The following is a 25796-nucleotide window of genomic DNA, read 5'->3' as shown; positions in this document are numbered from 1 at the left end:
GTATTATTCCCTGAATTGGTATGCCTCAAGTTGTCCAAGTTGGTTTAGTTGGGTTTGGCCTGTCGGGCCGGTATTTTCACACGCCTTTCCTGACCGTCAATCCACGCTTCCATCTCAAAAAAATTGCCAGTAGCCGTCCCGAAGCCGTCCGGCAATTCGATTCGTCGATTGAATGGGTAGCCACGCCTGAAGAACTCTTTGCTGATCCGACTATTGACCTGGTGTTTATTTGCAGCCCTAACGAAACCCATGTCGCCTACGCTCGCCAAGCGCTGGAACAGGGCAAACATGTTGTTGTCGAAAAACCCTTTGCCTTAACCGAACTAGAAGCCATTGAGCTACTGGAACTGGCCCAGCAACAAGGGAAGCTGGCCACGGCTTATCAAAACCGGCGATGGGATTCAGACTTTCTGACCATCAAGCGGCTATTGGCTGAAGGGGCTTTGGGTACACTGGTCGATTACGAATGTCGCTACGACCGGTATACGCCCGTTCCACCCGATTCACAAAGCTGGAAAGAACAGGCTGGTATTGGTCGGGGCAATCTGTACAATTTAGGCCCACACTTACTTGATCAGGCATTGCATTTATTTGGTGCCCCCGAAACGGTACAGGCCACGGTCCGGATCCTTCGCCCCAACAGCCATGTACCCGACTATTTCGATATTAAGCTGGGCTATGCCGATAAAGTCGTTCGGCTTGAATCCAGCCTGATGATGTACAAGAACACCTTACGATATAGTTTACATGGTACAGAAGGTTCATTTCTGAAAGGCGGTTTAGATCCACAGGAAGAACGGCTACGGACGAATCGACTGCCCAGTGACTCTGCTTTAGGGATCGAGCCCGACGATCGCTGGGGTACACTTTACCGCGATGGCAAAGCCGAAATTATTGAAAGCGAACCGGGCAATTATACCCCATTTTATGACAATCTGTATGAGGTGATCGTCAATGGTGCCCAGCCCGAAATTTCGCCAGCCGATATTCAGCATCTGGCCCGCGTCATTGATTTAGCCCAGGAGAGCAGCCTCACCCTCCGCACCTTACCATTCTAACTTCGTGGTCATTGGTGGTCATTCACTGTCATTGATTGTCATTTGCTGTTCAAGTTCATTGTCAAGTAGCTAGGCATGACAATCAATGACAGTGAATGACTACCAATGACCCCTATAATGACAATCAATGACCATTTAATGACTCCCGATTTATGACCAACTACCGCTGGCAAATTGTTGGATTACTGTTTGTCGCTACGACGATCAACTACCTGGACCGTCAGGTGATCAGTCTGCTTAAGCCTACTCTGGAAACCCTGTTTAACTGGACCGAAACTGATTACAGTCATATCGTGATGGCGTTTCAGGCGGCTTATGCGCTCAGCTACGTAGCCTTCGGACGACTCATCGATACCATTGGCACCAAAGTAGGTTACGTACTGGCTGTATTGATATGGTCCATCGCGGCTGCGCTACACGCTGTCGCGACCAGTACGTTTAGCTTCGGTGTGTATCGGGCCTTACTTGGCTTTGGCGAGGGGGGCAACTTTCCGGCAGCCATCAAAACTGTAGCCGAATGGTTCCCTCGTCATGAGCGGGCACTGGCAACGGGCCTTTTCAATGCAGGCACCAACATCGGGGCCGTCGTTGCTCCGGTGGCTGTTCCCTGGATACTGGGTGCTTATGGGTGGGAGGTTGCGTTTTTACTGACAGGGCTGATTGGGTTCATCTGGCTTTTCTTCTGGTGGTGGTCGTACGACAGCCCACAGCAGCACAAGAAAGTATCGACCCAGGAGCTAGCTTTCATTACGCAGGATACGGAAGGTGCATCGACCGAGTCATCCCAGGTACGCTGGCTTGATCTGCTTCGGCACCGACAAACGTGGGCGTTCGTCCTGGGCAAGCTACTGACTGATCCGGTCTGGTGGTTTTTCCTGTTCTGGCTTCCGTCTTACTTTGCCGCTTCGTTCAACCTCGACCTGAAGAAGCCAAGTCTGCCACTGATCATCGTTTATACAGCCGCTACCATTGGCAGCGTTGGCGGAGGCTACTTATCGGGGTATTTCCTGAATCGAGGCTGGACCATCAACCGGTCGCGCAAAACGGCTATGCTGTTGTATGCGCTATGCATTGTACCCATTGTACTTACCCGCTATGCTACTACGATTTGGGAGGTGGTTGGCTTACTGAGTCTGGCCGTTGCCGCTCACCAGGCCTGGAGTGCCAATCTGTTCACACTGGTATCCGATATGTTTCCCAAAAACGCCGTCAGTTCGGTAGTGGGACTGGGCGGCATGGCCGGTTCAGTAGGTGGTATTCTCTTTCCAATGGTAGTCGGTGCGCTGCTCGATACCTATAAAGCACAGGGAGCCATCACAATCGGTTACAATTACATTTTTGCCATGTGTGGCAGTGCCTATCTGCTGGCCTGGATACTCATTCACCTATTTGCTCCCAACATTCGGCCCATCCAGCCGGAGAGTGAAACGCCAAGTCTGGTCAAGGGTGGTCAGGTATAGTCAAGAATGGTCAGTCGTCGTCAAGTGTGGTCAGATGTAGTCAGGCAATTGTTTTTGACAACGCTTGACTACGCCTGACCATTTCTGACTACACCTGACTACTATTGAGCTTCCGTTTCAAAAAGCCGCTGATAAAACTGCCTATAAACGTTAGAGCAATGGAACCGTACAGGGTAAACTGCTCAAGTTCCTGTCGAGCGTTGGTTCCGTGCTCCGTAGTGATCAATCGGTAGCCTAAAACGATCAACAGTGCCTGAATCAGGGCCAGCAACCAGCCTTTTTTCGGTTCAACATAGCCGATAATGCCAGCCGATACAGCCGCCAGCAAATAGGGTCCATGAATGGTAGGACTGTGTGTGATGGCATATAGCAACACACTGCTATTGACAAGGGTCAGAAGAGCTCTTCCTGCTAACTGCCAGCTTAAAAATGGTGTACTCATATCTATTCCAGTAGAATGTTGGGTGGCTTGTAAGGTTAGAGTCGCGGCTTTGGCCCAATCCTGTTCTGCTTCCTGAGGCTGGTTAAGTCGCTGACGAGTCAGGCCCCGCCAATAGTAAGCTGTACTTCCGCTCCCATGTGAATAAAAAACAGCCTTATCAAAATCGGAAAATGCGTCTGTAAACTCCTGCCGTTGAAAATGAATCCTACCACTTTCAAGGTGTAGATCAGGTAAGGTATCGTCATACCGCTTACCAGCTTCTAGGTCTGTCATCGCAGCCGAATAGTCTCCCAATGCTTTAAAACAGCGGGCACGGTATAAATAGGCAATACTCGATGAGGGGCTCTGTTGGATGGCTTCGTGAAAAAAATGGAAGGCTTCATCCAGATTACCCATATTATACTCATCGATACCTGGCTGAAACCGCTCGATGTCCTTTTCCGCATTGGTTTGCAATCCGGCCAGGTAACGAACATAAATAATCAGTCCAATAACGAGCGTAACTAATAAGAGATCCATGGCACATACGCGCTAATCGGCAACCTTATGGCCGTCTTCCCTGATAAATAGTGAGTGTGTCGTCCGAGCACTCAAAGTAGCCACCACTGGGCACCTGATCCCGAAGAACCTGTTCACCAATAAATTGCAAAACCGGCTCCCGGTAGGTAAGCGGAAGTTGAGTACGTTCTTCCCAGGTTTTGGTGGTTGGAATATCGATAATCGCAAGCGCATTGCCACCTGCAAATTCGTACCACATGTTGAATGAAGCCTGTGGGCTTATATAATGCACTGTACCGCTCCGCCCTCCGCTCGAATAACGTACCCGAGCATCGGCAGTAATAGAGGGCAATTGTAGATTGCCTGCGGTCAGAAATATCTTTTTACGTCCTTTCATACTATTGCATACGCTTCGTTGAAAAGCGTATGCAATAATACAGGAAGACTAACGCACAGAAAATCAACAATTAACCAGATGACTAAATGAGCTAATAAGAGGGGCCAATTCGCCCATAAACCGTTTAGCCCTTATTTATCCACCAACTGGGTTTGTTCTTCAGGCTTCTCCGCTTGCTTCGCGTTCTTTTTCAGTTCCTCCAGTCCTTTTTTACCATACGCCAGGCGCGTGATGCCTACGTACAAAACCGGTACGACGAAAATCGCAATGGAGGTAGCAGCCAGCATCCCACCCAATACGGTTCGGCCAATAGTAGCCCGAGCAACACCACCCGCGCCACTGGCAATGGCCAGCGGGAACACCCCCAGAATAAATGCCAGCGACGTCATCAGGATCGGGCGGAGACGCAACCGAACGGCTTCCAAAGTCGACTGAATAAGGTCTTCTCCCCGATCTACCCGTTCTTTCGCAAATTCGACAATCAGGATGGCGTTTTTTGCCGCCAGTCCGATCAGGGTAATCAGACCGATCTGGGCGTAGACGTTGTTGCTTAAATACGGGAAAAGAATGAGCGCTACGATGGCTCCCAACGCGCCAATGGGTACCGACAATAATACCGAAAATGGTACTGACCAGCTTTCGTACAAAGCCGCCAGGAACAGGAACACAAAGCCGATCGACAGCATGAAAATGTAGATCGACGTATTCCCCGCATTAATTTCTTCCCGGCTTAGTCCACCAAAATCATATGAATAACCAGCGGGCAGCACCTTTGCCGCCACCTCCCGCAGCGCATCGTTGGCCTGACTGCTACTGAAACCCGGCTTAGCCCCGCCGTTTAGTTCAACCGATCGGAAGAGATTGAAATGTGAAATCAACGGCGCATTCTCAATAACCGTCGTTTTAATTACCGTACTGATGGGCACCAGTTGACCAGCCTGATTTCGTACGTAATAGCTCCCCAGATTCCGCACATCGGTTCGGTACATGGTATCGGCCTGCGCCACTACCCGGAACTTACGCCCGTAAATGATAAAGTCGTTTACGTACTGGCTTCCCAGATACGTTTGCATGGTTCGGTACACACTACTCACGGCAATACCCAGTTTTTTACACTTGTCGCGGTCTACATCGACACGGTAAGCTGGCGTCTTAGCGGTAAAATACGAGAAGGCCCGGCCGATTTCGGGTCGCTTATTAATTTCACCCAGGAAGTTCTGCACCACGTTATCGAAGGCCCGTACATCGTCGGCCGTTTCGCGTTGCTGAATTTCAAAGGTAAAACCGGAACTTTGTCCGAGACCCGGAATAGCGGGCGGCTGAATCACCTGCGGACGGGCATCGTTCAGGCTCGACAAAGCTCGCTGAAGTTTGACGACCAGCGAGTCGGCCTGCATATTTCGTTCCTTCCGTTCGTCCCAAGGTTTAAGCTGAATAAAGACCGTACCACTGTTCGATTTCGAGGCAAACGTAACGGCGTTCAGACCGCCCAGGGCCGAAAAGTGCGCCACATACGGCTGAGCTTTCAGAATATTCATCACTTTATTAAGCACGGCCAAACTACGAGAAGTTGAAGCGGCTTCAGGAATTTCGTAGGTCACAATTAGCCTTCCTTCATCCTCGGTCGGTAGAAAGCCAGTAGGTTTTGCCCGGAACAGCAGCCCGGTTCCAATGTAAATAACAACCAGACCAACAATCACCAGCGGGGTCGCTTTGATGAGTCGTTTAACACCATTGGTATACGAATTCGTCATTCGTTCGAATACCTGGTTGAACTTGTAAAAGAACTTGTTGAGTCCAGTCGCTTTTTCGTCGATATGCATCGGACGAAGCAGCATCGTACACAAAGCGGGTGTCAGCGACAGGGCCACAAATGCCGAAATTAAAACCGATACGGCAATCGTAATGGCAAACTGCTGATACAATCGCCCGACAATCCCCGGAATAAAGCCAACCGGTACGAACACAGCCGCCAGAATTAGGGCAATGGCAATAACGGGTGCTGAAATCTCGGCCATTGCCGCCTTTGTCGCGTCTCTCGGCGACATTCCTTTGTCGATATTCACCTGAACGGCTTCTACCACCACAATAGCGTCGTCGACCACAATCCCGATTGCCAGTACGAAGGCAAAGAGCGTTAGGGTGTTGATGGTAAATCCAAGCGGCACAAACAGCGCAAACGTACCAACAATCGATACTGGAATAGCCAGCAATGTAATCAAGGTAGCCCGCCAGCTTTGCAGAAATAAAAACACGACCAGCACCACTAGTGCCAACGCTTCGAGCAGTGTTTGGACCACTTCTGAGATAGAGACCTGAATCACTGATACCGACTCAAACGGCACCACATAATTGATGTCTTTCGGGAACGTCTTTTTCAGGTTATCCATCGCAGCATACACTCCTTTGGCCGTAGCGATGGCGTTACTACCCGGCAATTGATAGACCAGCAGATAAGCCGCCCGGTTGCCATCCACAAACGAGTTGCTGGCATACGAAAACTTACCCAGTTGCACGCGTGCCACATCTTCCAGGTACACCAGTGAGCCGCGAGCCGGGTCGCTGCGTACGATAATCTTCTTGAATTCGTCTTCTTTGCTGAGTCGGCTATTCGTGAAAACGGTGTACTCAAACGCCTGCGTGGACGGTTGTGGCGATGCACCTACCGAACCACCGGCTACCTGCAAGTTCTGTTCCTGAAGTGCCCCAACCACATCATCGGTCGTCAGGCCAAGCTGTGCCAGACGGTCGGGCTTGAGCCAGATCCGCATACTGAAATCATCGGCCCGGCTGAAAATATCCCCTACTCCCGGCACCCGAAGCAAGGCGTCGCGGATGTAGATGTTGGCGTAATTGTCCAGGAAAGAAACATTGTGGGTTTTGTTGGGCGAATAAATGGCCACCAGCATGAACAGCGACGGATTCCGCTTGCGCACCACAACCCCAAGCCGGGTAACTTCTTCGGGCAATTGCGGCTGAGCAATCCCTACCCGGTTCTGCACATCTAATGCGGCAATATTCACATCCGTACCGACCTTAAACGTCACGTTCATGGTCATCCGGCCGTCGTTGGTGGCGTTGGTCTGCACGTAGTCCATACCCGGCGTACCGTTCACCTGCGTTTCAATAGGCGTCGCTACAGTCTGCTCCACCGTCTGGGCATCGGCTCCCGTATAGGTACCCGTTACCTGCACCACCGGAGGGGTGATGTCGGGATACTGGCTGACGGGTAGGCTCTGCAATGCCAACAACCCCAGCGCAACAATCACGACCGATATAACAATGGCCGTAACCGGCCGGTTGATGAATATTTCTGCGAACACGACTTTTTGAATTATGAATGATGAATGATGAATTATAAATGTCTGTGCAGGCAATCTTGCGTCAGGTCATTCATAACTCATCATTCATAATTTATCATTAACTTTTACTTTCGCTCCTTCCCGAATCTTCTGCGTGCCTTCGGTAACGATGGTTTCGCCTTCGGTCAGGCCATTTTTCACGACGACTTTATCGTTGATCCGGGCACCGAGTGTTACTTTTTTCTGGCTCACTTTACTGCTATCCCCTACGGCAAACACAAAGTATTCGCTCATCTGCTCCGTCACGGCCTGGTATGGAATCAGCAACTGAGGCTCGCCCGTACTGTTTTTTACCCGTACGTTGACATTCAATCCTGGTTTCAGTTGCCGGTTTGAATTTGGGAAAGCGATCCGTACCCGGAGTGTACCCGTTTGTGGGTCAACCGCCCGGTCGACGATACGGACTGAACCGGGAAATGGATACGGCTGCCCACTGGGCAACAGCAGGACAAACGTGGAATCGCGCGTCACGTTGGGCTGGCTTTGTAACTTCAGGAACCGCTGAATCTGCGACTCATCGATCTGCACATCGGCCGCAATTGGGTTATCAGACGAAATGGTGTTGAGTGGAGTGGAACCGGGTGCTACGGCCGCACCGAGCCGTACCTGCGAAATCCCGATCGTTCCGTCCATTGGCGCATAAATTGTGGTGTATTTCAGATTAGTACCTACCTGTCGGATGGTAGCCTGGGCGGCTTCGACCTGCATTTTGGCCGATTCCAGCGTGGCATTGGCATTATCGACCAGTTGTTTGGCAACGGCATCCTGTTGAGCCAGCGTATTGTACCGATCAGCGTCTTTCTGCGCCCGGTTCAGGTTCGCTTTCTGCACGTTCAGATTGGCCACCGCCTGATCATAGGTGGCCCGGTACTGTTGCGGATCAATGGAGTACAATTTCTGTCCCTTGCTGACGTGCTGCCCATCCTGAAAGAAGATACCCGTGATATTACCGGCCACCTGCGGCTGAATCTCAACCTCCAGCAAAGCCGTTACTGTAGCCGGAAACTCATCATAATAGGTAGCGTTCCCCTTGGTCACTTTCGCGACCGAAACAGCTGTAGGTGGCGGTGGCCCCTGCTGCTGGTCCGTTTTCTGACCACCACAGGCCATCAGCGCAACAATGAATCCAACCCCAATAAACGTTTGATTTATAAATTGTTTCATAATTCTGAAGACATTTTTGTCAAGCCGACAAAAATTAAAACTGAATAACACCGAGTGCTCGTTGGACGTCCAACTTACTGATTAATACCTGATAAAGCGCATTGAACAGGTTGAGCCGCGCCGTTCGAAGATCGGTTTCGGCAATGGTTACGTCCAGAAAGGTTTTTACACCGGAGCGGTATTGCAGGTTGATAATCCGGTAGACATCCTCCGCCATGACGAGGTTTTCGCGCAGAGCCAGGTAATTAGCCAGATTCCCTTTGTAATTAGACAGTGCCTGTGCATACTCCGCATCAACCGAACTGGTGAGCGAGGCCAAATCCCATTGTAGTCGTTGAACCTGCAACTCGGCGATTTTAGTCTGCTGAATCCGTCGCCCGCCCTGGAAGATGGGCAGCGCTACCGACAGACCAACCAATGAGTTTGGAAATACCATGCCGAAGAGCTGACCGAACGTATTGTTCTGATACAGAAGATTATAATTACCAAAGGCGGCCACTGTGGGCAGGTAGGCCCAGCGCGTATACTTTACATTGGCATCGAGTAAACGCCCCTGAGTCAATAACTGCTGGTATTCGATCCGATTCTGTGGATTGACGAGCTGGAGCGTATCCAGATTGGCGTCATTCACCAGTTGCAGCGTATCATAGGCCACATTGAGCGGGGTATTGGGCGGATAGCCCATGAGCTGCTTCAACGTCTGGTATTTGGCTCCGACCAGATCCCGATACTGTTTCTGCTGGGCGCGCGTATTATTGAGCGCGATAGCTGCCCGTTGCGGGTCCGTTTTATCGACGATTCCGCTCTGATATTGATTGGTGGCGTCTTGCAGACTACGCTGCAAACGGGCAATATCGCCACTCAGAATATCCACCTGTCGCTGGGTCAGAATCACGTCGTAAAACGCCTTGCTGACGTTGACAACCACATCGATTTTGTTTCGAACAGTCGTTTGTGTCGCCTGTACGCGGTAGGCATCGGCTGTCTGGTTGGCGAGCAACAAATCCCGATTGAAAATAGTCTGAGTCAGCGACAGAGATGCCGTCGATGTGTTTTTAGCGCCAATCACCCGAGGTACAGCTTCGCCCGTTGTTGGATCGGGGAAGAGTGTAGCCGGTTGTTTAAGGTAGTGTTGTAGGTTGTATCCCGCTGAAATTTGTGGATACCAGGCCGACAAACTGCTTTGGATCGTTCGTTCAGCTATCTCCTGGTCGATAACCGATTGTTTAACTATAGGCTGGTGGCTTAATGCGTATTGGATGCAATCGGTCAGATAGGCCTGTCGGGCCAACGAGTCCGTTGTTTTTTGTGCAAAACCATGAATTGATATAAAACACCCAACCGCAAAAAGAAAGCCGATAAACGTTTTTTTCATAAACCGTATGCCTGGGCACCGTTGTTGGCTGATAATAAACGGCGTACTTACTGCAACAACTCGTTCCGGTAACCTTTTTGTTCGCTCATTCATAAGAAATTAACGAACGGTTAATGCCTACTTAAGTAGTTTTTCTACGAGCCTGATAGCGAAAATTCAGGGCTTTTTGACGACCGACCTTTCGCCCTTCAACTCGTCTTTTCAAAGCAATTGGTATCGGTTTCGTTTGTCAAACCCGGTCAAAGGCCGTAATTTCGGGACTTTATCAAGTGCGAAGTAACGACATGGCGGAAGTAACGAAGGAACCCGAAGAGTCCACTCACGGAGAGAATAACTCCACCGACCGCAGTAATGCTGGAAGCTCTCTGAATTTTATTGAACAAATTGTCGAAGACGATTTAGCCGGTGGCAAAAACGGTGGCCGTATTCACACCCGTTTTCCACCCGAGCCGAACGGTTATCTGCACATCGGTCACGCCAAATCCATCTGCCTGAATTTTGGCCTGGCCGATAAGTACGGTGGCCAGACCAACCTGCGCTTCGATGATACTAACCCAGTTACCGAAGACACCGAGTATGTCGATTCGATCAAGAACGATGTACGCTGGCTGGGCTTCGACTGGGAAAATGAATTTTATGCCTCCGATTACTTCGACCAGCTTTACCAATTCGCCGAAACGCTGATTCAGAAAGGCTTAGCCTACGTTGACGATTCGACCTCAGAAGAGATTGCGGCTCAAAAAGGTACGCCAACTGAACCCGGTCGGATGAGCCAGTATCGGGATCGAACCGTTGACGAAAACCTCGACCTGTTCCGACGGATGAAAGCGGGCGAGTATCCCGATGGGGCCAAAGTGTTGCGGGCCAAGGTCGACATGGCCTCACCCAACATGCAGATGCGTGACCCGATAATCTACCGGATCAAGCATGCACACCACCACCGTACGGGCGATGCCTGGTGCATTTACCCGATGTACGACTTTGCGCATGGCCAGTCGGATTCAATTGAGCACATCACCCATTCGCTTTGCACGCTGGAGTTCGAAGTACACCGGCCGCTATATGAATGGTTTATCGATAAGTTGTCTATTTTCCCGTCTCGACAAATTGAGTTCGCCCGTCTTAACCTTACGTATACGGTTATGAGTAAACGGAAGCTCAAGCAGTTGGTCGAAGATGGGCACGTTAGTGGTTGGGACGATCCGCGTATGCCGACGATTGCGGGTATTCGTCGGCGGGGGTATACTCCTGCCAGCATCCGCGAGTTTGCCGACCGCATCGGTATTGCCAAACGCGACAACCTGATCGACGTGGGCTTGCTGGAGTTCTGTATTCGTGAGGAACTCAACAAAACTACTCACCGCGTGATGGCCGTACTCGATGAAAAGCCGCTGAAACTGGTCATCACAAACTATGAGGTTGGTCGGGAAGAAATCATGCACATCGAAAACAATCCCGAGGACCCCAACGCCGGTGAGCGGAATGTTCCGTTTAGCCGGGAAGTATATATCGAACGGGATGATTTCATGGAAAACCCGCCGAAGAAGTTCTTCCGGCTGTTTCCGGGGGGTATGGTGCGACTAAAAGGGGCTTACATCATCAAATGTGACGAAGTTGTAAAAGACAATGCCGGTGAGATTATCGAACTTCGGTGCTCGTATGTTCCCGAAAGCCGTAGTGGTTCGGATACATCGGGGATCAATGTAAAAGGCACGATTCACTGGGTGTCGGTACCACACGCTGTCGAAGCCGAAGTTCGGCTGTACGACCGGCTCTTCTCGGTCGAGAACCCAGCCGCCGACGAACGCGAATTCCGCGAACTACTGAACCCGAACTCGCTGGAAGTGGTCCGCGCCTTTGTGGAGCCAGCACTGGTCGAAGCCGCTAGCGCGGGAACCATCCGCAATTTCCAGTTCATGCGCAAAGGCTACTTTGTCCTCGACTCCGACTCGACCGCCAATAAGCCTGTCTTTAACCGAACCGTCACCTTAAAAGATAGCTGGGCGAAGGAAGTGAAGAAAGGGTGATATTCGAAAAAAGTGATCATTTAAAATCTGGTGCCATTGAATTATACAATAAGTGGCACCAGATTCGTATAGAATTAGTTTGTTTAGTTAAATGCCCACCCTTTTCCGACTCTTTGGCTTCCGTTTTTTCTATCGCATATACGATTTACTGAATGAACCCTGTCATGTACATGCCAGCGATGATGGAATTAAACAGTGTAAATACTGGATTCGGGAAGATGGCAGTTTTTTATTAGCCGATTCGGTGAAAATAAAAATCGCTGAACGCAAGAAAATCGAGAAGGCAATACTTGATCATATAGACCAGATCAAAACTACCTATGAGAACGACTGCCAGACAAATGGCATCAAGCCAAACTATTACCGACAAACGAGCTAACAAACGTACCCGGCAACGTCCAAAATTTTCGGAACTTCCTACATTCACGGCCGTTGACATGTCCTCTGACTTTATCTGGTTTAGTTTAAGTGATGGGCGTAAGGTAGCTATTCCTATTGAATGGTCTAAACCGTTGAAAGCAGCGTCTGAAAACCAACGTAATAAGTTTACTGTCAGCGCTTATAATGTATTCTGGGATGATATTGATGAAATCATCGGTGTGGAAAATGTGCTATTTGGGAAAGAGTTGTATTTATAGTTTAGAAGTTTTCCTCTTGTCATTGTCTTCTCATGTCCACCATCCGAAAATCCAGTAATCCAGAAGATATTCATATTTATGACAAGGAATATTGGTGGGCAAAAACACCACAAGAACGCTTGGCTGCTGCCTTGAAATTAATTCGCCGGGCAAAAGATATCTATTATGCAAATCCTGCCAACCCGCCCTTAAGTCATGGAAGACAAGTACTTAAATCTGACAAACCTATTGTCAGACACAAATCGCCCGTTTCTCTTTGCCAGGATATAGCTGAAAACGCAAAATAATACCGATCACTTTCCGCAAGCGGCACTGCCGGTACAAGCTAAGCTTACGAATAGCTCAGAGCGGATTTTCCAGCCGGAGTCGGTTTTTCGCCACATAGCCAGGTACGTTCCTGTTATAAGCTGAATGCCGTCGGTTCGACGGAAACGGCCTTCCCAGTGGCCATGTTCGGCAGCCAACGGGCTCGTTGTGCTGATGTCGATGCGGTCCGTGTACCGAATATATCCCAGAAAAGCGGGGTCTTTGAACTGAACGCTTACGGATGCCAATACCGAATCACGACCCGACACATGCGAGCCACTGCCCCGCGTAACTTCTATGTCCGGCAACATCGTCTGTCCAAATCCATTGAGGTCTTTTGACTGAATGGCTCGGTTCGACTGGGTACGTAATGATCGAATGGCCGCAATTTCGGGTGATTCGGTTTTATTAACAGTGCCCGCCTGTGTCCATCCGTAGATGGGGATCAACAAACTGGCTAGCAATGAATACACTTGTAAACGCATGAAAGCCATTAGTTCAGTCGGTAAATGGGGTATCGGTTATGGGTTTTCTCGTAGTAGGGCGTTTGCTTATAGATGAAATCCAGATGAGCGTCGGCATTTTCAGCGAATGCTTTGTCGGCAGCCCGTTTTTCGTCCAGTTGTTTTTTTAGTGCGGGATTTTTTTTCAGCAAGTCGGCGGCCGTATCTTCAAATATATAATCCGAAAAATATTCTTTCTGGTCGAGAATACTATCGAAGAAATTCCAGGCAAAGAATGAATCAACGCCCTGCGGTTCAAGCGTTTCGACAATGTATCGATTTGTTGACTGGTTCGTCTGAATCAGGTAATCGCCTTTGTAAAACTGAATCGACTGGGCTTCCGTCCGCACCTTCACACCTGTATGCGGGTAATGCCCTTCGTAGGGGCGCTGCGGGGTTTTGAAATCGGCGATGTAATAGGCTGTTACCGTCATCAGAGTATCTTTTGATAATGCTTGTAGCTTCACACCATTGCGCTTTAATTCGCCAATTACCTCGGCCCACCCTTGTGCAATCACGTATGCTCGAGGCTTTTCAACTTGCGCATCAACGGCAAAGGTATTCCAGTAGGGAACTCGCTTAGTAAAGGGTTTTGTCCGGTCGTAATACAGTCGTTTCAGGCCCGATACCTCGCTCGGTTTATAGGCAGCGGCATACCCCAGAAAGGTAACAGAATCGGTCTTGCTGCGGTCAAGTTTATAGTTCAGCGGAAACGTTTCCTGCTGGCGGATGACTTCGTCGGTACGCTGTTGATTGGCCAGAATGGTTTTGGCTTCCTTGTCGCACAAGCGCATCACTTCTTCATCGAACACATAGGATGCTTTTACCCGAGCCGGAAACGGTTTCCACATATGCGTTTCTAGCGTAAATCCAAAGCAATTGAACAAAGCGGCATAACCCGTTGAATAGCGGGGCGAATCATAATATCCGATCAGTCCACTCTCCGGTGTATCGCCCGCATGATTTACATAAGGGGCAGAAGGAAAGCCCTTAGCGGTTAACTGTTTGTCTAACGCTGGCTGAAACGACTGCACCATATAACCCGACACCATGGGATGCAGCTTATCTTTCTGCGTGGCAAAATAGGTCAGTACATGCTGATAATCAGCCCCATCGCTGGTATGATTATCGATAAACACCTGTGGCTTCAGCGACTGAAACATCGTTTGAAACGCCCGTGTGTTTTCAGCTTCGGCTTTGATAAAATCGCGGTTCAGATTCAGGTTCCGTGCATTGCCCCGAAATCCATACGACTCTGGCCCGTTCTGATTCACCCGCGACACGCCCCGATTCAAACAGCCGCCTACATTATAAACAGGAATAATGGCGACCAAGACGTTTTGGGGTAGCTTATTCGATTTTAGTAAATCGCGAGCCAGCATCATGCAGGCATCAATGCCTTCGGGTTCGCCGGGATGAATGCCGTTGTTGATCAGCAGCGTAACGCGATTGGGCCTTGACAAGAATTGTTTATCAGCCGCCAATAGAAACAAATGCAACGGTTTTCCAATGTCGGTTTTACCAATTTCAATCAGTTTAGCCTGATCATATTGCCGATCCAACTGCTGATACCAACTGATAATCTGCTCGTAGGTTGCCGTCTGATTCGTATCTCGCTCAAACGGGGTAAGCATGGCCACCCGATTTTGTGAGTAGGCAGCCGTTGAGAGAGTAAGTAGTATGAAAAATAAAGCGGATAATTTTACCATAAACCTAATTTATATCTTCTGCCAGAAACGCAAAGATGATTATTAAAAACCAGTTATTGGAAAGCGCTTCTATTGTGTGTTTACGTTCGACCCCATCGGGGTCGTATGTTTATAGCCAATCGAAACCTCTATAAACATACGACCCCGATGGGGTCGAACGTAAACAGATGGATAATCTTTACATATTCATTGCTTTCGCCTTTTCTTCGGCAGAACGGGGGTACTTTCGGGTGGGTGTCGGTGGTGCGTTGCCTGTTCGTAGGCATAACAAAAACGGACGAGTGTTGGCTCGCTGAAAGGGCGCCCGAAGAATTGCAAACCGGCGGGTAAGTCATTGTAAGTAAAGCCCATGGGTACCGTAAAGGCTGGAAAGCCAGTCGGTGGGGAAAGAGCGTTATTGTTCGTGCCAGACGGCGTATTCAAATCACCCAAAAGCCGGGGTGGATAGCTAAACGAAGGGTACACCAACGCATCGACACCCGTCGAATCCATTGCCCGGAGAAGTAATTTTCGCAAACGTTCCCGTAAGGCCATGTTTTTCAACCATCCTTTATGGGCTTCCGGGGCCAGCGTATCCTTGTCCGAATCCTCCAGCGTTTTTTCGATACTCGGGTGAAACTGTCGCGACTTAATAATAGACCTCAGCGACTTATGCGGGGCATTAGGACCCAAATTGGCCAGATACACGTTAAAATCGCGACGAAGCTGCGGGATGGTGTCGAACTGCTTGTTTATCGTATCCAGTTCAGGCACCCGCACTGAGTCGATCACCGTAGCCCCAGCCGCCCGTAATTCGTCCAAAGCTTTGTTAAATAAGGCATACACTTGCGGGTCCGAGTTCTTGGTAGTGCATAATTGACGAAATACACCAATCCGAGCCCCTTTCAATCCGTCTTTTTCCAGATACTGGCGATACGAAACCGGAATTTTGCCTTCACTCCGCCGGGTCACGGTATCGGCTTTATCGTAACCGGCTATCACCTCCAGCACACGGACCGCATCGTCAACCGTTCGGCAAATGGGCCCGCCGGTATCGTTCGTCAGGGCCAACGGGGCAATGCCATCCCGACTGACCAACCCCAACGTAGGCCGAAAACCTACCAGACTCTGATGCGACGATGGCCCACGAATTGAACTACCCGTATCCGTTCCGAGTCCAATAGTACCGAAATCGGCGGCAACAGCAGCGGCTGTACCCCCACTCGACCCGGCCGTTGTCCGTTTCGTATCGTAAGGATTTCGGGAATAGCCGGGCAAAATCGAACTCACAGAAACCTGCCCTGAGGTAGCAAACTCAGCCAGGTTCGACTTGGCAATGATGATCGCTCCAGCCTCCCGGATTCGCTTAATGACAAACGCATCTTTCGGCGGAATCGACTTTTTCATGGCCAGCGTCCCATTGGTAGTAGGCATATCGAAGGTATTGTAGTTGTCTTTCACAATGACTGGAATACCATGCAGCGGCCCCACAAATTTCCCCGTTGCCTGGTACAGCGAATCCAGCCGACGGGCTTCTGCCAGCGCTTTCGGATTTACCAGGATAATCGCATTCAGAAAAGGCCCCTGTTTGTCGTACGCTTCGATTCGATCGAGGTAAAGCTGGACCAGTTGAACAGCGGTCAGTTTGCCTTTTTGCATGGCCGTGTGCAGTTGCTCAATGGTCGCTTCCTGTAACTGTTTTGGTTTGAACGACTGTGGAAGGGCAACCGTCGTGACTAGAAAAAGGAATGAGAAAAGAGAAAGGAATCGTTTAAGCATTTTTATTGATGAGTGAGGTGGTTACGATTGTGATCAATCCAAATAAATACCTAACAAATCAGGCACTTACCCGAAGGATTGCTATAAAAATATCCTGAAGCAAAGAACAATCAAGCACAAACCTTAAAAAATCCAAAATTCCATTTCTTTCAGCGCGTTTCGGACTATCCGTCCGTTTTATCACCGTTTAATTTCCAGCGGCACAATAGTAATTTTTATTACTACTGCTCCTTTTATGTGTGCCCACCAGATGGACTCGTAAACGCTAACTTCGGCTCAAACCTCTTAGGCAAAACCATGAATTTAAATCGTAGAGATTTCCTGCAACAGCTCGGCTTCGGCGCGGCTGGTCTGCTAATTTCCAGCCAGCTTCCCACAACAGGTTGGGCTTTACCAGCCAAAACGGGTAAACTTCCCCGAAGCTTGCCCGAAGCACAGGGTGTGTCGCCCAGTGGACTGCTGGATTTTTTGAACGCCATCGACAGCCAGAAGCTCAATGTGCACAGTGTCATGGTGCTAAAACGCGGGCAGGTCGTGGCCGAAGGGTGGTGGGCTCCCTACGCTCCTCAATACAAGCATACCCTGTATTCGCTCAGCAAAAGCTTTACCTCAACAGCCGTTGGTATGGCTGTAGCCGAAAAACGATTCACTGTGGATGACAAAGTTGTCAAGTTCTTTCCCGAGGATGTTCCAGCTACTGTCAGTGCGAATCTGGCCGCTATGCGCGTGAAAGACCTGCTCACTATGTCGACCGGACACGACAAGGATACGACGGGGGCCATTCGCAATGGCGATACATCCTGGGTAAAAGCGTTTCTGGCTCAACCCGTCGAACATGAACCCGGAACATTCTTTGTCTACAACAGTGGCGCTACCTACATGCTATCAGCCATTGTGCAGAAAGTGACAGGCCAGACCGTGCTGGAGTATCTGAAACCTCGTTTGTTTGGACCACTGGGCATTGAAGGTGAAGATTGGGAGGTGTCGCCACAGGGCATTAACACCGGCGGCTGGGGACTGCGGGTTCGAACCGAAGATATTGCCAAATTTGGCCAACTGTATCTGCAAAAAGGCATGTGGAATGGCAAGCGGCTGATTCAGGAAGCCTGGATCAACGACGCGACCAAGGCCGAAGTGCAGTCGAAAGGGGGCAAAGGCGATGCCAGTGTCAACGACTGGATTCAAGGGTATGGCTACCAGTTCTGGCGGTGTCGCAACGATGCCTACCGGGGCGATGGTGCCTATGGCCAATACTGCATTGTGCTGCCGAAAGAAGATGCCGTGATTGCCATGACCTCCGAAACGGGCAACATGCAGGCCGTACTGGATGCCGCCTGGAATCATATTTTACCGGCCCTACGCGGAACGGATCTGGCATCAGCGAAAACGCAGCAATCGGCCCTAACAAAGAAGTTAACAGCGTTAACCTTACTGCCAGCCTCTAGCCAGCCTGCTTCGACGGTGTTCAACCAGATTAGCGGCAAAACCTACGCAATTGCCGATAACTCGCTGCATGTCAAAGATGTATCGCTAACCTTCGGCAAAGACGGCTGCATTTTTAAACTTCAGGACGACAAAGGTCCACATCAGGTTTTGTGTGGGGTGAACCGATGGGTCGAAAGCACCACTACGTTTGCAGTAGCTCCGCTGATGCTAACGCCAACACCGGTTCCGGGCAGCGAGACGCGGAAAGTAGCGGGTACCGGTAGCTGGCAGGATGCCAATACGTTCGTGATGGTCTGGCGATTTATCGAAACGGCCCATTACGACACGGTCACCTGCCGATTCGGTGCCGAAGGCGTTCAGGTTGAGTTCCAGAGTAGCCTAAGTATTTTGACAAAAGCGAAAGACAAACGTCCTATCCTGGAAGGAAAAGCCGTCGCATGATTAATGGTCATTTGTGGTCATTGATTGTCATTAGTAGTCATGCATTGTAAGTTCACCCATACGTGTTTACAAAGTATGACTACTAATGACAATCAACAACTATAAAAGTCGATCCAGCGTAATCGGCAGATCTCTTACCCGCTTGCCCGTTGCGTGGAAGATGGCGTTAGCAACGGCGGCTGGAATGGCTACGATACCGATTTCACCCAGTCCTTTGATACCCAGTGGATTCACAATGGTATCGTGTTCTTCTACAAAAATCACGTCGAGGTCGTGAATATCAGCATTGACGGATACGTGATATTCGGCCAAGTTGTGATTCATGAACCGGCCAACGTTGTGGTCTAGAACACTTTCTTCATGTAGTGCTTTACTGATGCCCCACACCATACCGCCCAGAATCTGACTGCGCGCTGTTTTAGGGTTCAGGATTCGGCCAGCTGCAATCGCACTCACAGCACGAGTAACCTTTACAGTGCCGAGTTCTTCATCGACCATCACTTCTACAAAAGCGGCTGAATGAGTAGCCCGAGCATAGTCTTTTTGCTTCAGTGCATTCGGTAGCCCGGTTGACGTTTCGCGAACGGCCTTACCGCCGTTTAGGTCAACAAGCGTTTGCAGCGAAACGGCAATTGATGGATCACGTTTCAGTCGTAGATGCTTATCTACGAATTCGACATCTTCCCATTGTGCTCCTTTAAAGGGTGACCCGGCTAATTTCTTAGACAATTCCAATAATGACTTACCAACCGCTTCGCAAGCTGAGTGAACCGCCATACCGACCGTAGCGGCCGTCCAGGAACCACCCGAAATAGGCGCTACCGGGAAGTCCGTATCGCCTAACTTAAACATGACATCCTCAATCGGCATGCCCAGCGCGTCGGCCGCAATCTGAGTCATGATGGTGTAGGTGCCTGTACCGATGTCGGCCGTGGCGCTGCTGACCCATAATTTACCGTTGACCAACAGGGCAGCTTCAGCACGGGCGGGCATCTGGTTGGCCTCCCAAATTCCGGTTGCCATTCCCCAGCCAATCAAGTAGTGTCCTTTCCGCATCGACCGGGGTTCAAACTGCCGTTTCGACCAGCCAAACCGCTCGGCTCCCTGCCGGAAACATTCCCGAAGCTCTTTGCTGGAGAATGGCTTTTTGGTGTTGTGATCCAGGTCGGTGTAGTTTTTCAGTCGAAGCTCCAGCGGGTCCATACCGAGTTCATACGCCAGCTCATCGACCGCGATCTCCAGTGCCGACATACCCGTTACGCCCCCAGGTGCCCGCATATCCAACGGGGTATACACATCCAACGGCACGAGCTTATAGTCTTGTGTAACGTTTTCGGGTGGATACAGCATCCCTCCCCAATTCGTCACGACTTCAGTATAATCTTCAAAACGAGACGTTTCTCCTCGGGCGTCGTGATACAATGCATTCATAGCTCCGTCCGTCGTTGCACTGATGGCCACGTTCTGGACCGTAGCCGGTCGGTGACCAAAACTGAACATCTGCTGACGGGTGAGTGTCACGCGTACCGACCGTTTCAGTTCGAGCGATGCCATCACGGCCATAAACAACTGGTACTGTGGTCGTAAGCCAGACCCAAATCCACCACCCATATAAGGCGATAGTACCCGGATATTTTTGAATGGAATGTCGAATACCTGCGAAACGTACAGAATACTATTCGTTACGCCCTGCGTTTTATCGTAAATCGTCAGCTTCGGTTCCTTACCCCCTTTTTCGTAGACGACCGTGCTGGTAAACAACTCCATCGGATTATGGTGTTCAGCCGCATGAATATACCGCCCGTACATTTTGATGGGTGCTTCTTCATACACTTTATTGAAATCACCCCGTGGCTTGGGCGGTGGCGGTTTCAATAAATCGGCAACGCCATGTTTTTGTGGCCGGGCGCGGTGCAGATTCGCTTCCAGGCTAGTTTCGTGGGTATCTTCCTTATACTCGACATGTATCAGCGAAGCGGCATAGCGAGCCACTTCAAAAGTTTCGGCTACGACCAGCGCAATAGGTTGACCGCTGTATTTGATGGTCGCATCCTGCAAAGGCCGGAACGGCGATCCCGGTGGTGCATCCTGATCTTTATAGCTGATGTCGAACCACGCCAGTTTGGGCCGATTTTCATGCGTGAATACCTGCAATACACCATCCAAACGTAGCGCTTCGCTGGTATCGATCCGGGTGATTTTCCCTTTGGCAATCGCCCCCGACACGACGTAGCCATACGCCAGATCCGGCACCTGAAATTCACCAGCATATTTTGCTTTTCCGGTCACTTTATCCCGACCGTCGATACGATTAATTGGTTTTCCGATCATGATTTTAATGAATAATGTAGAATGGATACTGTAAAATGAAGGTGATGGACACAACCGTCCTATAAAGCATTATTCAGTTTACATTATTCATTGTGCATTGATGCCGCCTGTCCGAGTGCCCGGACAATGGCTCGTTTTGCCAATTCGATTTTGAAGGTATTATGCCCAAACCCTTGCGCCCCTGCCAGCACTACCTCTGCAGCAGCCTGAAATGACTCTTTGGTGGCGGGTTTACCAACCAGCAAAGCCTCCGCTTCGGGTTTACGCCAGGGTTTATGCGCAACCCCACCCAGTGCAATGCGGGCGTTTGTGATCGTATCGCCCTCTAGTTCCAGGCCAGCCGCTACCGATACCAGAGCAAATGCATAGGAAGCCCGGTCACGAAGTTTTAGGTACATGTGGTTCTTCGAAAACCCGTTGGGGGGCAGGTCGATGGCGGTGATGAGTTCATCAGGTTCCAGTGAATTGTCGATGTGGGGCGTATTGCCGGGAAGTCGGTGAAATTCGGCGAAGGGTATCGTCCGTTCACCCTGTTTACCCGTTACTCGCACAACCGCTTCCAGCGCAGCCAACGCCACGCACATATCGGATGGGTGGGTGGCAATACATTGTGGTTCAGCAAACTTCCCGTCCTGATCAAGTACCTGCGTTCCCAGAATAGCATGAATTCGATTGAAACCATTAATAGCCGAACAGCCAGATCCCGGCTCTCGTTTATTACAGGGTGTCGCGACATCATAGAAATAATAGCAACGGGTTCGCTGCATCAGATTACCCCCGTCAGTCGCCATATTCCGGAGTTGTGGAGAAGCCCCCGCCAGTATGGCCTGCGACAGCAGCGGATACCGGTCCTGAACCCGTTTATCATAAGCCGTATCGGCATTGGTAACGAGTGCTCCCAGTCGTAAACCCCCATCAACCGTTTCGGTGATGCTGGTCATGGGCAACCGGGTAATATCGATCAGCCTCGAAGGCTTTTCAACCGTTTCTTTCATCAGATCGAGCAGATTCGTTCCGCCCGCAATGAATTTGGACCGTTTTTCGGATACGCGCTCATCGACGGCAACATCAATAGAATCAGCGCGGGTGTAGGTAAAGCTGTTCATATCGATTGCTGGTTTATGACTTCCTCAATGGCCTGAACAATGTTGGTATAAGCCCCGCAACGGCAAATATTGCCACTCATCAGTTCCCGAATGTCGGCCGTTGTTTTGACCTGGCCTTCGTTAAGAAGCCCTACCGCCGAGCAAATCTGACCGGGCGTACAATAGCCACATTGAAAGGCATCGTAGTCGATAAAGGCTTTCTGTAGTGGATGCAGGCCATCGGGTGCGTCCGTAACGGTTTGAGCGAGTCCCTCGATGGTGGTAACCTGTTTCCCTTCCTGCATAATGGCCAACGTCATACAGGAATTAATGCGCTTCCCATCGACCAGAACCGTACAGGCCCCACATTGGCCGTGGTCGCAGCCCTTTTTGGTGCCGGTCAGGTCCATATACTCGCGCAAAGCATCGAGTAAGGACGTCCAGGGAGCGAGTTGCAGTGTGGTTTCGGTACCGTTGATGATCAGTGTAACGGCATGTGTGGGCGGCAGTGAAGGCGCCTGCGTTTCCCGAGGAGGAGCTTCGGCAATAAGCGTCATAACGTTCCAGAATAAGTGTACTTCCAGAACTATATGTATTTGGGGTTGTTCAAGAAACTTGATAAACGGGATTGATAGAACCGCAACGGCGGACCGGCAGATCGTTATGATAGTTATGACATATTAAGGTCTGTGTAAATCATAACCATCCTATAGATCAGCCGGTCCGCCGTTGCGGTTCTATATTTTTTTCGGATCAACGATCACATGCCGAACGCGCTGACGTTTCCAGGTATAGGTGATATGTACAAGGCCATCAGCCGTTTGAATGACGGCTGGGTATGAATACTCTCCGGGTTCGTTTTCCAGCACGGCCAGTGTTTTCCAGCTCTTTCCATCGTCTGAAATCGCTACGTCGAGCGGGGTACGTGGTCCACTTTTACCATTCACCGGCGATGTGGGGTTGTAGACCAATACCTGCCGACCATCCTTCAACGTCACAGCATCGGTACCCGAGTTTGGGTTGGGCAATGACGTTTTTTGCAATGCAGACCAGGTTTTACCGCCATCTTTCGACCACGACTCCTGAATAAAACCAAGCTTCTGACTCCGGCAAAGTATTTGTAACTGACCATTTTTATGAAAGAGAACACTGGGCTGAATGGCACCGTCCGTTACGCCATCGTTGATAGGAGCCGTTTTTTGCCAGGTTTTCCCCCAATCGCTGGTCTGTTCGAAATGCACCCGCCAGTTATGATCTTCCGAACTGGTTGGGCATAACAATACGCCCGATGTGAGCAACACGGGTTTGTTTTTGATTGGCCCTAAGATTCCGTCAGGCAACCGCTCCCCTTCCGACCAGGTTTTACCACTGTCTTTCGACCGTTTCAACATACCCCACCAGGTCGACGGACTGGGACCAATTTTGTAAAAGAGCAACAACTCGCCGTTGGGTACCTGAAACAAAACCGGATTCCAGCAGGGAAGTCGTTTGCCGTCGGGCTGTACACCCGTTGCCACTTCGACCGGTGGCGTCCAGCCGGTTTTAGTATGATGACTCACCCAGATGCCTACATCGGGATGGCGCTCGTGGGTACCGCCGAACCAGGAAGCAATCAGCCCATTAGGCGTTTCGGCGATTGTGGAGGCATGGCATTCGGGAAATGGAGCCTGCTCATAAATAAATTCACGCTGACGGATAGCCGTATTGTTGGGTTGCGCAATAAGGTCGAGCTGAATAAAAAGGGCGATACAAACGGAAAGAAGAGCGGTTTTCATGAATTGGTTCTGCTACGTGATACTAATAAGTCGGCAAGAACGCTTTTTTACGCTTACGAGTGGTTAGCGTGGGCGATCAAAGAGGGTTTTCTCAACCTCTTCCTTATAATTACGGCCAATTGGGATTGGAGTACTATTCAGCATCAGCCGATTTCGTTCAATTCGACTGATATGGGCCATGGCGGCTATGAATGACTTGTGTACGCGCAGGAATCTTTCCTGTGGAAAAATGTCCTGCATAGCTTTGATCGACCCTTTGGTGACTATTTTTCGAGTCGTTGTGTAAATAATAGCATAGTCTTTCAATCCCTGAATATAGATCACCTCGTCGAGATTGAGCCGAATCCGCTCCACACCACTTTTAACAACGATCGATCCTGCCGGTAGCGATTCGGGATTAAATTCAGACGGGTGGTTTTCAAATCGGGTGTTCAGATCTTTCAAGGCCAGGAAATCCCGGATTTTTTCGATAGCCTGAACAAATCGTGGGTAAGCAATCGGCTTCAGTAAAAAGTCAATAACGCCCAGTTCAAACCCTTCGAAGGCGTAGTTTCGATATGCGGTTGTAAAAACGGTAATGGGCGGATGCGTCAGCGATTTCAGGAAATCGATACCGTTCATGCCGGGCATTTCAATGTCCAGAAACAGCACATCGACTTCCTGATGTTCCAGATAATGAAATGCCTCCTGAACCTGCCCGAACTGACGAGTCAGCTCAGCATACTCCAGCCGATTCAGGTATCCTTCCAGCACTTCCCGCGCCAGTGATTCGTCGTCAATAACAACGCATTTCAGCAAATTCACCATCACTATTTCATGGTCATTGGTAGTCATTGATTGTAATACTTTTCTCAGCAACTAATGACTATTAATGACCATCAATGATAATTAATGACAACTAATTAATAACCCGATTCAGGGTATAACTCACGTTTTCATTGCCCACTCGCAGATTCCGCTGCTGATCCAGGATAAACAGGATGTCATCATCTCCTTTTAGCAGATAGATCGAAGCATCCGCTTTGTCTGAATCCAACTGATACACAATCGCGTTGGGATCGTTTTTAATGCCCCGTATCATAGCCCATTTCCCTTCACGCGCTGCCGACCGGTTCAAACTGCCTTTTAAATGATAGGTCGTTGGCAGATGCGTCACAGGATCTTGATAAAGTATGAGCGCCCACTTGACTTTCCAGCACTCCGGCGAAACCGTTATTTTCCAATCTTTAGCAATTTCTGAACAGGGAATTCGTCCATGAAACTCACCCACCACAGACGGACCAGTCGGTACGGGCGTTCGGGATGTCGTTTTGGATGGCATATTGGTCTGCCTTGGGTCTTCGGCATGAATTGCATGTCCGAAGCCAATAAAATAAGCTAGCAATAGCAGTAACAATCTGGTTTTCATAAGTAATCGACCTAAACTAGTTTTGCTTATTCAAATGCTAATTTTGTCATCCCGACCGGTCTGCCGGTGCGGCAGGCGGGTGGGGATGACAAAAAATAATTTAATTCTTTTCCCTGCCTATTATCAGTAAATCCTTTCATTTTCTGTTTAGCGTATAACTCCAGGCCGCATGACCTATCATCAGTTTACCCTGTGAATCCAGCAAGTGAAGTAGTCTATCGTCTAATTTTGCAAAGGAGATGACTTGTTCAGGCGTATCTGGATTCAGCCGGTAGATCTCCCGTCCATTCGTATCCTTCAGAATGACCCAGTTACCAGACTTTTCCAGGTGATTGCCTCCATTCTTAAAACCCGTTGTATTGAGCTGCGACATACCGTATGTGATGGTCAATTTATAAAATGTAGGTTCTTGATTACGTGGATCCCGTTGAAGAGCCAGATTCCACTTTATAAGTTCACAATCGGCATTCGGTGGGATTCCCAACATTGTTCTCGGCATCATGTCGCAGGGACTACTGGCCACAAACTCGGCCGGTTCGGGCGAAGGTCGCCGGGCCTGTATAAAACAAATAACCAGCAGAGTAAACAAGGTAATCAGGAGCCCTCTCATGGT

22 protein-coding genes are annotated in these 25796 nt (G+C 49.8%); 7 read left to right on the top strand and 15 right to left on the bottom strand.

What is annotated here, in order from left to right:
- Positions 1–20 precede the first annotated feature (20 nt).
- Positions 21–1058: a Gfo/Idh/MocA family oxidoreductase gene (locus ACYVFD_RS04130; RefSeq protein ID WP_461088487.1), complete on the top strand. Its 1038-nt coding sequence runs from the start codon at positions 21–23 to the stop codon at positions 1056–1058.
- A 152-nt stretch (positions 1059–1210) separates the two neighbouring features.
- Positions 1211–2518 (top strand): MFS transporter, encoded by a 1308-nt coding sequence (locus tag ACYVFD_RS04125; protein WP_461088486.1) that lies wholly within the window; start codon positions 1211–1213, stop codon positions 2516–2518.
- An 88-nt stretch (positions 2519–2606) separates the two neighbouring features.
- Here the strand turns inward: ACYVFD_RS04125 and ACYVFD_RS04120 are convergent, their stop codons facing one another.
- The 5 genes from ACYVFD_RS04120 to ACYVFD_RS04100 all read right to left on the bottom strand — a co-directional run bounded on the left by ACYVFD_RS04120 (position 2607) and on the right by ACYVFD_RS04100 (position 9756).
- Complete coding sequence (locus ACYVFD_RS04120; protein WP_461088485.1) at positions 2607–3479, bottom strand: tetratricopeptide repeat protein; 873 nt, start codon at positions 3477–3479, stop codon at positions 2607–2609.
- Between the two features lie 25 nt (positions 3480–3504).
- On the bottom strand, positions 3505–3855 hold the full coding sequence (locus ACYVFD_RS04115; RefSeq protein WP_461088484.1) for a hypothetical protein: 351 nt from the start codon (positions 3853–3855) through the stop codon (positions 3505–3507).
- 131 nt (positions 3856–3986) lie between these two features.
- Positions 3987–7178 carry an efflux RND transporter permease subunit gene (locus tag ACYVFD_RS04110; protein WP_461088483.1) on the bottom strand — a complete coding sequence of 1064 codons (3192 nt, stop codon included), beginning with the start codon at positions 7176–7178 and terminating at the stop codon, positions 3987–3989.
- A gap of 84 nt (positions 7179–7262) precedes the next feature.
- The gene (locus ACYVFD_RS04105) at positions 7263–8381 is read right to left on the bottom strand and encodes an efflux RND transporter periplasmic adaptor subunit (protein ID WP_461088482.1); all 1119 of its coding nucleotides are present in this window, start codon (positions 8379–8381) and stop codon (positions 7263–7265) included.
- A gap of 34 nt (positions 8382–8415) precedes the next feature.
- Positions 8416–9756: a TolC family protein gene (locus ACYVFD_RS04100; protein ID WP_461088481.1), complete on the bottom strand. Its 1341-nt coding sequence runs from the start codon at positions 9754–9756 to the stop codon at positions 8416–8418.
- 284 nt (positions 9757–10040) lie between these two features.
- Between ACYVFD_RS04100 and ACYVFD_RS04095 the strand changes: the two genes are divergently transcribed.
- The 4 genes from ACYVFD_RS04095 (at position 10041) to ACYVFD_RS04080 (ending at position 12708) form a co-directional block, all read left to right on the top strand.
- Positions 10041–11783: a glutamine--tRNA ligase/YqeY domain fusion protein gene (locus ACYVFD_RS04095; protein ID WP_461088480.1), complete on the top strand. Its 1743-nt coding sequence runs from the start codon at positions 10041–10043 to the stop codon at positions 11781–11783.
- A gap of 91 nt (positions 11784–11874) precedes the next feature.
- Positions 11875–12162 (top strand): DUF4160 domain-containing protein, encoded by a 288-nt coding sequence (locus ACYVFD_RS04090; RefSeq protein ID WP_461088479.1) that lies wholly within the window; start codon positions 11875–11877, stop codon positions 12160–12162.
- A complete protein-coding gene (locus ACYVFD_RS04085; RefSeq protein ID WP_461088478.1) occupies positions 12104–12421 on the top strand; it encodes a DUF2442 domain-containing protein in 318 nt (105 codons plus the stop codon). The genes ACYVFD_RS04090 and ACYVFD_RS04085 overlap by 59 nt, the downstream gene beginning before the upstream one ends.
- Positions 12422–12453: 32 nt before the next feature.
- The gene (locus ACYVFD_RS04080) at positions 12454–12708 is read left to right on the top strand and encodes a hypothetical protein (protein ID WP_461088477.1); all 255 of its coding nucleotides are present in this window, start codon (positions 12454–12456) and stop codon (positions 12706–12708) included.
- Positions 12709–12714: 6 nt separating this feature from the next.
- On the opposite strand, the gene ACYVFD_RS04075 is transcribed toward ACYVFD_RS04080, so the two are convergent.
- From ACYVFD_RS04075 to ACYVFD_RS04065, 3 genes are all read right to left on the bottom strand, one after another.
- A complete protein-coding gene (locus ACYVFD_RS04075) occupies positions 12715–13212 on the bottom strand; it encodes a nuclear transport factor 2 family protein (RefSeq protein ID WP_461088476.1) in 498 nt (165 codons plus the stop codon).
- A gap of 8 nt (positions 13213–13220) precedes the next feature.
- The gene (locus ACYVFD_RS04070) at positions 13221–14939 is read right to left on the bottom strand and encodes a M14 family metallopeptidase (protein ID WP_461088475.1); all 1719 of its coding nucleotides are present in this window, start codon (positions 14937–14939) and stop codon (positions 13221–13223) included.
- Positions 14940–15125: 186 nt separating this feature from the next.
- On the bottom strand, positions 15126–16697 hold the full coding sequence (locus ACYVFD_RS04065; RefSeq protein WP_461088474.1) for an amidase family protein: 1572 nt from the start codon (positions 16695–16697) through the stop codon (positions 15126–15128).
- Between the two features lie 297 nt (positions 16698–16994).
- Here ACYVFD_RS04065 and ACYVFD_RS04060 point away from each other — a divergent pair, with 297 nt between their 5' ends.
- Entirely contained in the window at positions 16995–18584 is a 1590-nt protein-coding gene (locus ACYVFD_RS04060; protein ID WP_461088473.1) for a serine hydrolase domain-containing protein, read from the top strand.
- 99 nt (positions 18585–18683) lie between these two features.
- On the opposite strand, the gene ACYVFD_RS04055 is transcribed toward ACYVFD_RS04060, so the two are convergent.
- From ACYVFD_RS04055 to ACYVFD_RS04025, 7 genes are all read right to left on the bottom strand, one after another.
- The gene (locus ACYVFD_RS04055; protein ID WP_461088472.1) at positions 18684–20915 is read right to left on the bottom strand and encodes a xanthine dehydrogenase family protein molybdopterin-binding subunit; all 2232 of its coding nucleotides are present in this window, start codon (positions 20913–20915) and stop codon (positions 18684–18686) included.
- Between the two features lie 83 nt (positions 20916–20998).
- A complete protein-coding gene (locus tag ACYVFD_RS04050) occupies positions 20999–22021 on the bottom strand; it encodes an FAD binding domain-containing protein (RefSeq protein ID WP_461088471.1) in 1023 nt (340 codons plus the stop codon).
- The gene (locus ACYVFD_RS04045; RefSeq protein ID WP_461088470.1) at positions 22018–22557 is read right to left on the bottom strand and encodes a (2Fe-2S)-binding protein; all 540 of its coding nucleotides are present in this window, start codon (positions 22555–22557) and stop codon (positions 22018–22020) included. The genes ACYVFD_RS04050 and ACYVFD_RS04045 overlap by 4 nt, the downstream gene beginning before the upstream one ends.
- A 180-nt stretch (positions 22558–22737) precedes the next feature.
- The gene (locus tag ACYVFD_RS04040; protein ID WP_461088469.1) at positions 22738–23775 is read right to left on the bottom strand and encodes a sialidase family protein; all 1038 of its coding nucleotides are present in this window, start codon (positions 23773–23775) and stop codon (positions 22738–22740) included.
- Positions 23776–23838: 63 nt separating this feature from the next.
- Complete coding sequence (locus ACYVFD_RS04035; RefSeq protein ID WP_461088468.1) at positions 23839–24609, bottom strand: LytR/AlgR family response regulator transcription factor; 771 nt, start codon at positions 24607–24609, stop codon at positions 23839–23841.
- 64 nt (positions 24610–24673) lie between these two features.
- Positions 24674–25183 carry a hypothetical protein gene (locus ACYVFD_RS04030; protein WP_461088467.1) on the bottom strand — a complete coding sequence of 170 codons (510 nt, stop codon included), beginning with the start codon at positions 25181–25183 and terminating at the stop codon, positions 24674–24676.
- Positions 25184–25319: 136 nt separating this feature from the next.
- Complete coding sequence (locus tag ACYVFD_RS04025) at positions 25320–25793, bottom strand: copper resistance protein NlpE N-terminal domain-containing protein (protein ID WP_461088466.1); 474 nt, start codon at positions 25791–25793, stop codon at positions 25320–25322.
- Positions 25794–25796: the final 3 nt, after the last annotated feature.

Source organism: Spirosoma gilvum, from assembly GCF_054776815.1.
Note: the sequence above shows the minus strand (reverse complement) of the source record. Positions and strands in the feature narration are given on the sequence as shown.

Bases quoted from the DNA above. Each gene is read 5' to 3' on its own strand.
- ACYVFD_RS04130 (WP_461088487.1), top strand. From the start codon at position 21: ATGCCTCAAGTTGTCCAAGTTGGTTTAGTTGGGTTTGGCCTGTCGGGC.
- ACYVFD_RS04125 (WP_461088486.1), top strand. From the start codon at position 1,211: ATGACCAACTACCGCTGGCAAATTGTTGGATTACTGTTTGTCGCTACG.
- ACYVFD_RS04120 (WP_461088485.1), bottom strand. From the start codon at position 3,479: ATGGATCTCTTATTAGTTACGCTCGTTATTGGACTGATTATTTATGTT.
- ACYVFD_RS04115 (WP_461088484.1), bottom strand. From the start codon at position 3,855: ATGAAAGGACGTAAAAAGATATTTCTGACCGCAGGCAATCTACAATTG.
- ACYVFD_RS04105 (WP_461088482.1), bottom strand. From the start codon at position 8,381: ATGAAACAATTTATAAATCAAACGTTTATTGGGGTTGGATTCATTGTT.
- ACYVFD_RS04100 (WP_461088481.1), bottom strand. From the start codon at position 9,756: ATGAAAAAAACGTTTATCGGCTTTCTTTTTGCGGTTGGGTGTTTTATA.
- ACYVFD_RS04095 (WP_461088480.1), top strand. From the start codon at position 10,041: ATGGCGGAAGTAACGAAGGAACCCGAAGAGTCCACTCACGGAGAGAAT.
- ACYVFD_RS04090 (WP_461088479.1), top strand. From the start codon at position 11,875: ATGCCCACCCTTTTCCGACTCTTTGGCTTCCGTTTTTTCTATCGCATA.
- ACYVFD_RS04085 (WP_461088478.1), top strand. From the start codon at position 12,104: ATGAGAACGACTGCCAGACAAATGGCATCAAGCCAAACTATTACCGAC.
- ACYVFD_RS04080 (WP_461088477.1), top strand. From the start codon at position 12,454: ATGTCCACCATCCGAAAATCCAGTAATCCAGAAGATATTCATATTTAT.
- ACYVFD_RS04075 (WP_461088476.1), bottom strand. From the start codon at position 13,212: ATGCGTTTACAAGTGTATTCATTGCTAGCCAGTTTGTTGATCCCCATC.
- ACYVFD_RS04070 (WP_461088475.1), bottom strand. From the start codon at position 14,939: ATGGTAAAATTATCCGCTTTATTTTTCATACTACTTACTCTCTCAACG.
- ACYVFD_RS04065 (WP_461088474.1), bottom strand. From the start codon at position 16,697: ATGCTTAAACGATTCCTTTCTCTTTTCTCATTCCTTTTTCTAGTCACG.
- ACYVFD_RS04060 (WP_461088473.1), top strand. From the start codon at position 16,995: ATGAATTTAAATCGTAGAGATTTCCTGCAACAGCTCGGCTTCGGCGCG.
- ACYVFD_RS04055 (WP_461088472.1), bottom strand. From the start codon at position 20,915: ATGATCGGAAAACCAATTAATCGTATCGACGGTCGGGATAAAGTGACC.
- ACYVFD_RS04050 (WP_461088471.1), bottom strand. From the start codon at position 22,021: ATGAACAGCTTTACCTACACCCGCGCTGATTCTATTGATGTTGCCGTC.
- ACYVFD_RS04045 (WP_461088470.1), bottom strand. From the start codon at position 22,557: ATGACGCTTATTGCCGAAGCTCCTCCTCGGGAAACGCAGGCGCCTTCA.
- ACYVFD_RS04040 (WP_461088469.1), bottom strand. From the start codon at position 23,775: ATGAAAACCGCTCTTCTTTCCGTTTGTATCGCCCTTTTTATTCAGCTC.
- ACYVFD_RS04035 (WP_461088468.1), bottom strand. From the start codon at position 24,609: ATGACTACCAATGACCATGAAATAGTGATGGTGAATTTGCTGAAATGC.
- ACYVFD_RS04030 (WP_461088467.1), bottom strand. From the start codon at position 25,183: ATGAAAACCAGATTGTTACTGCTATTGCTAGCTTATTTTATTGGCTTC.
- ACYVFD_RS04025 (WP_461088466.1), bottom strand. From the start codon at position 25,793: ATGAGAGGGCTCCTGATTACCTTGTTTACTCTGCTGGTTATTTGTTTT.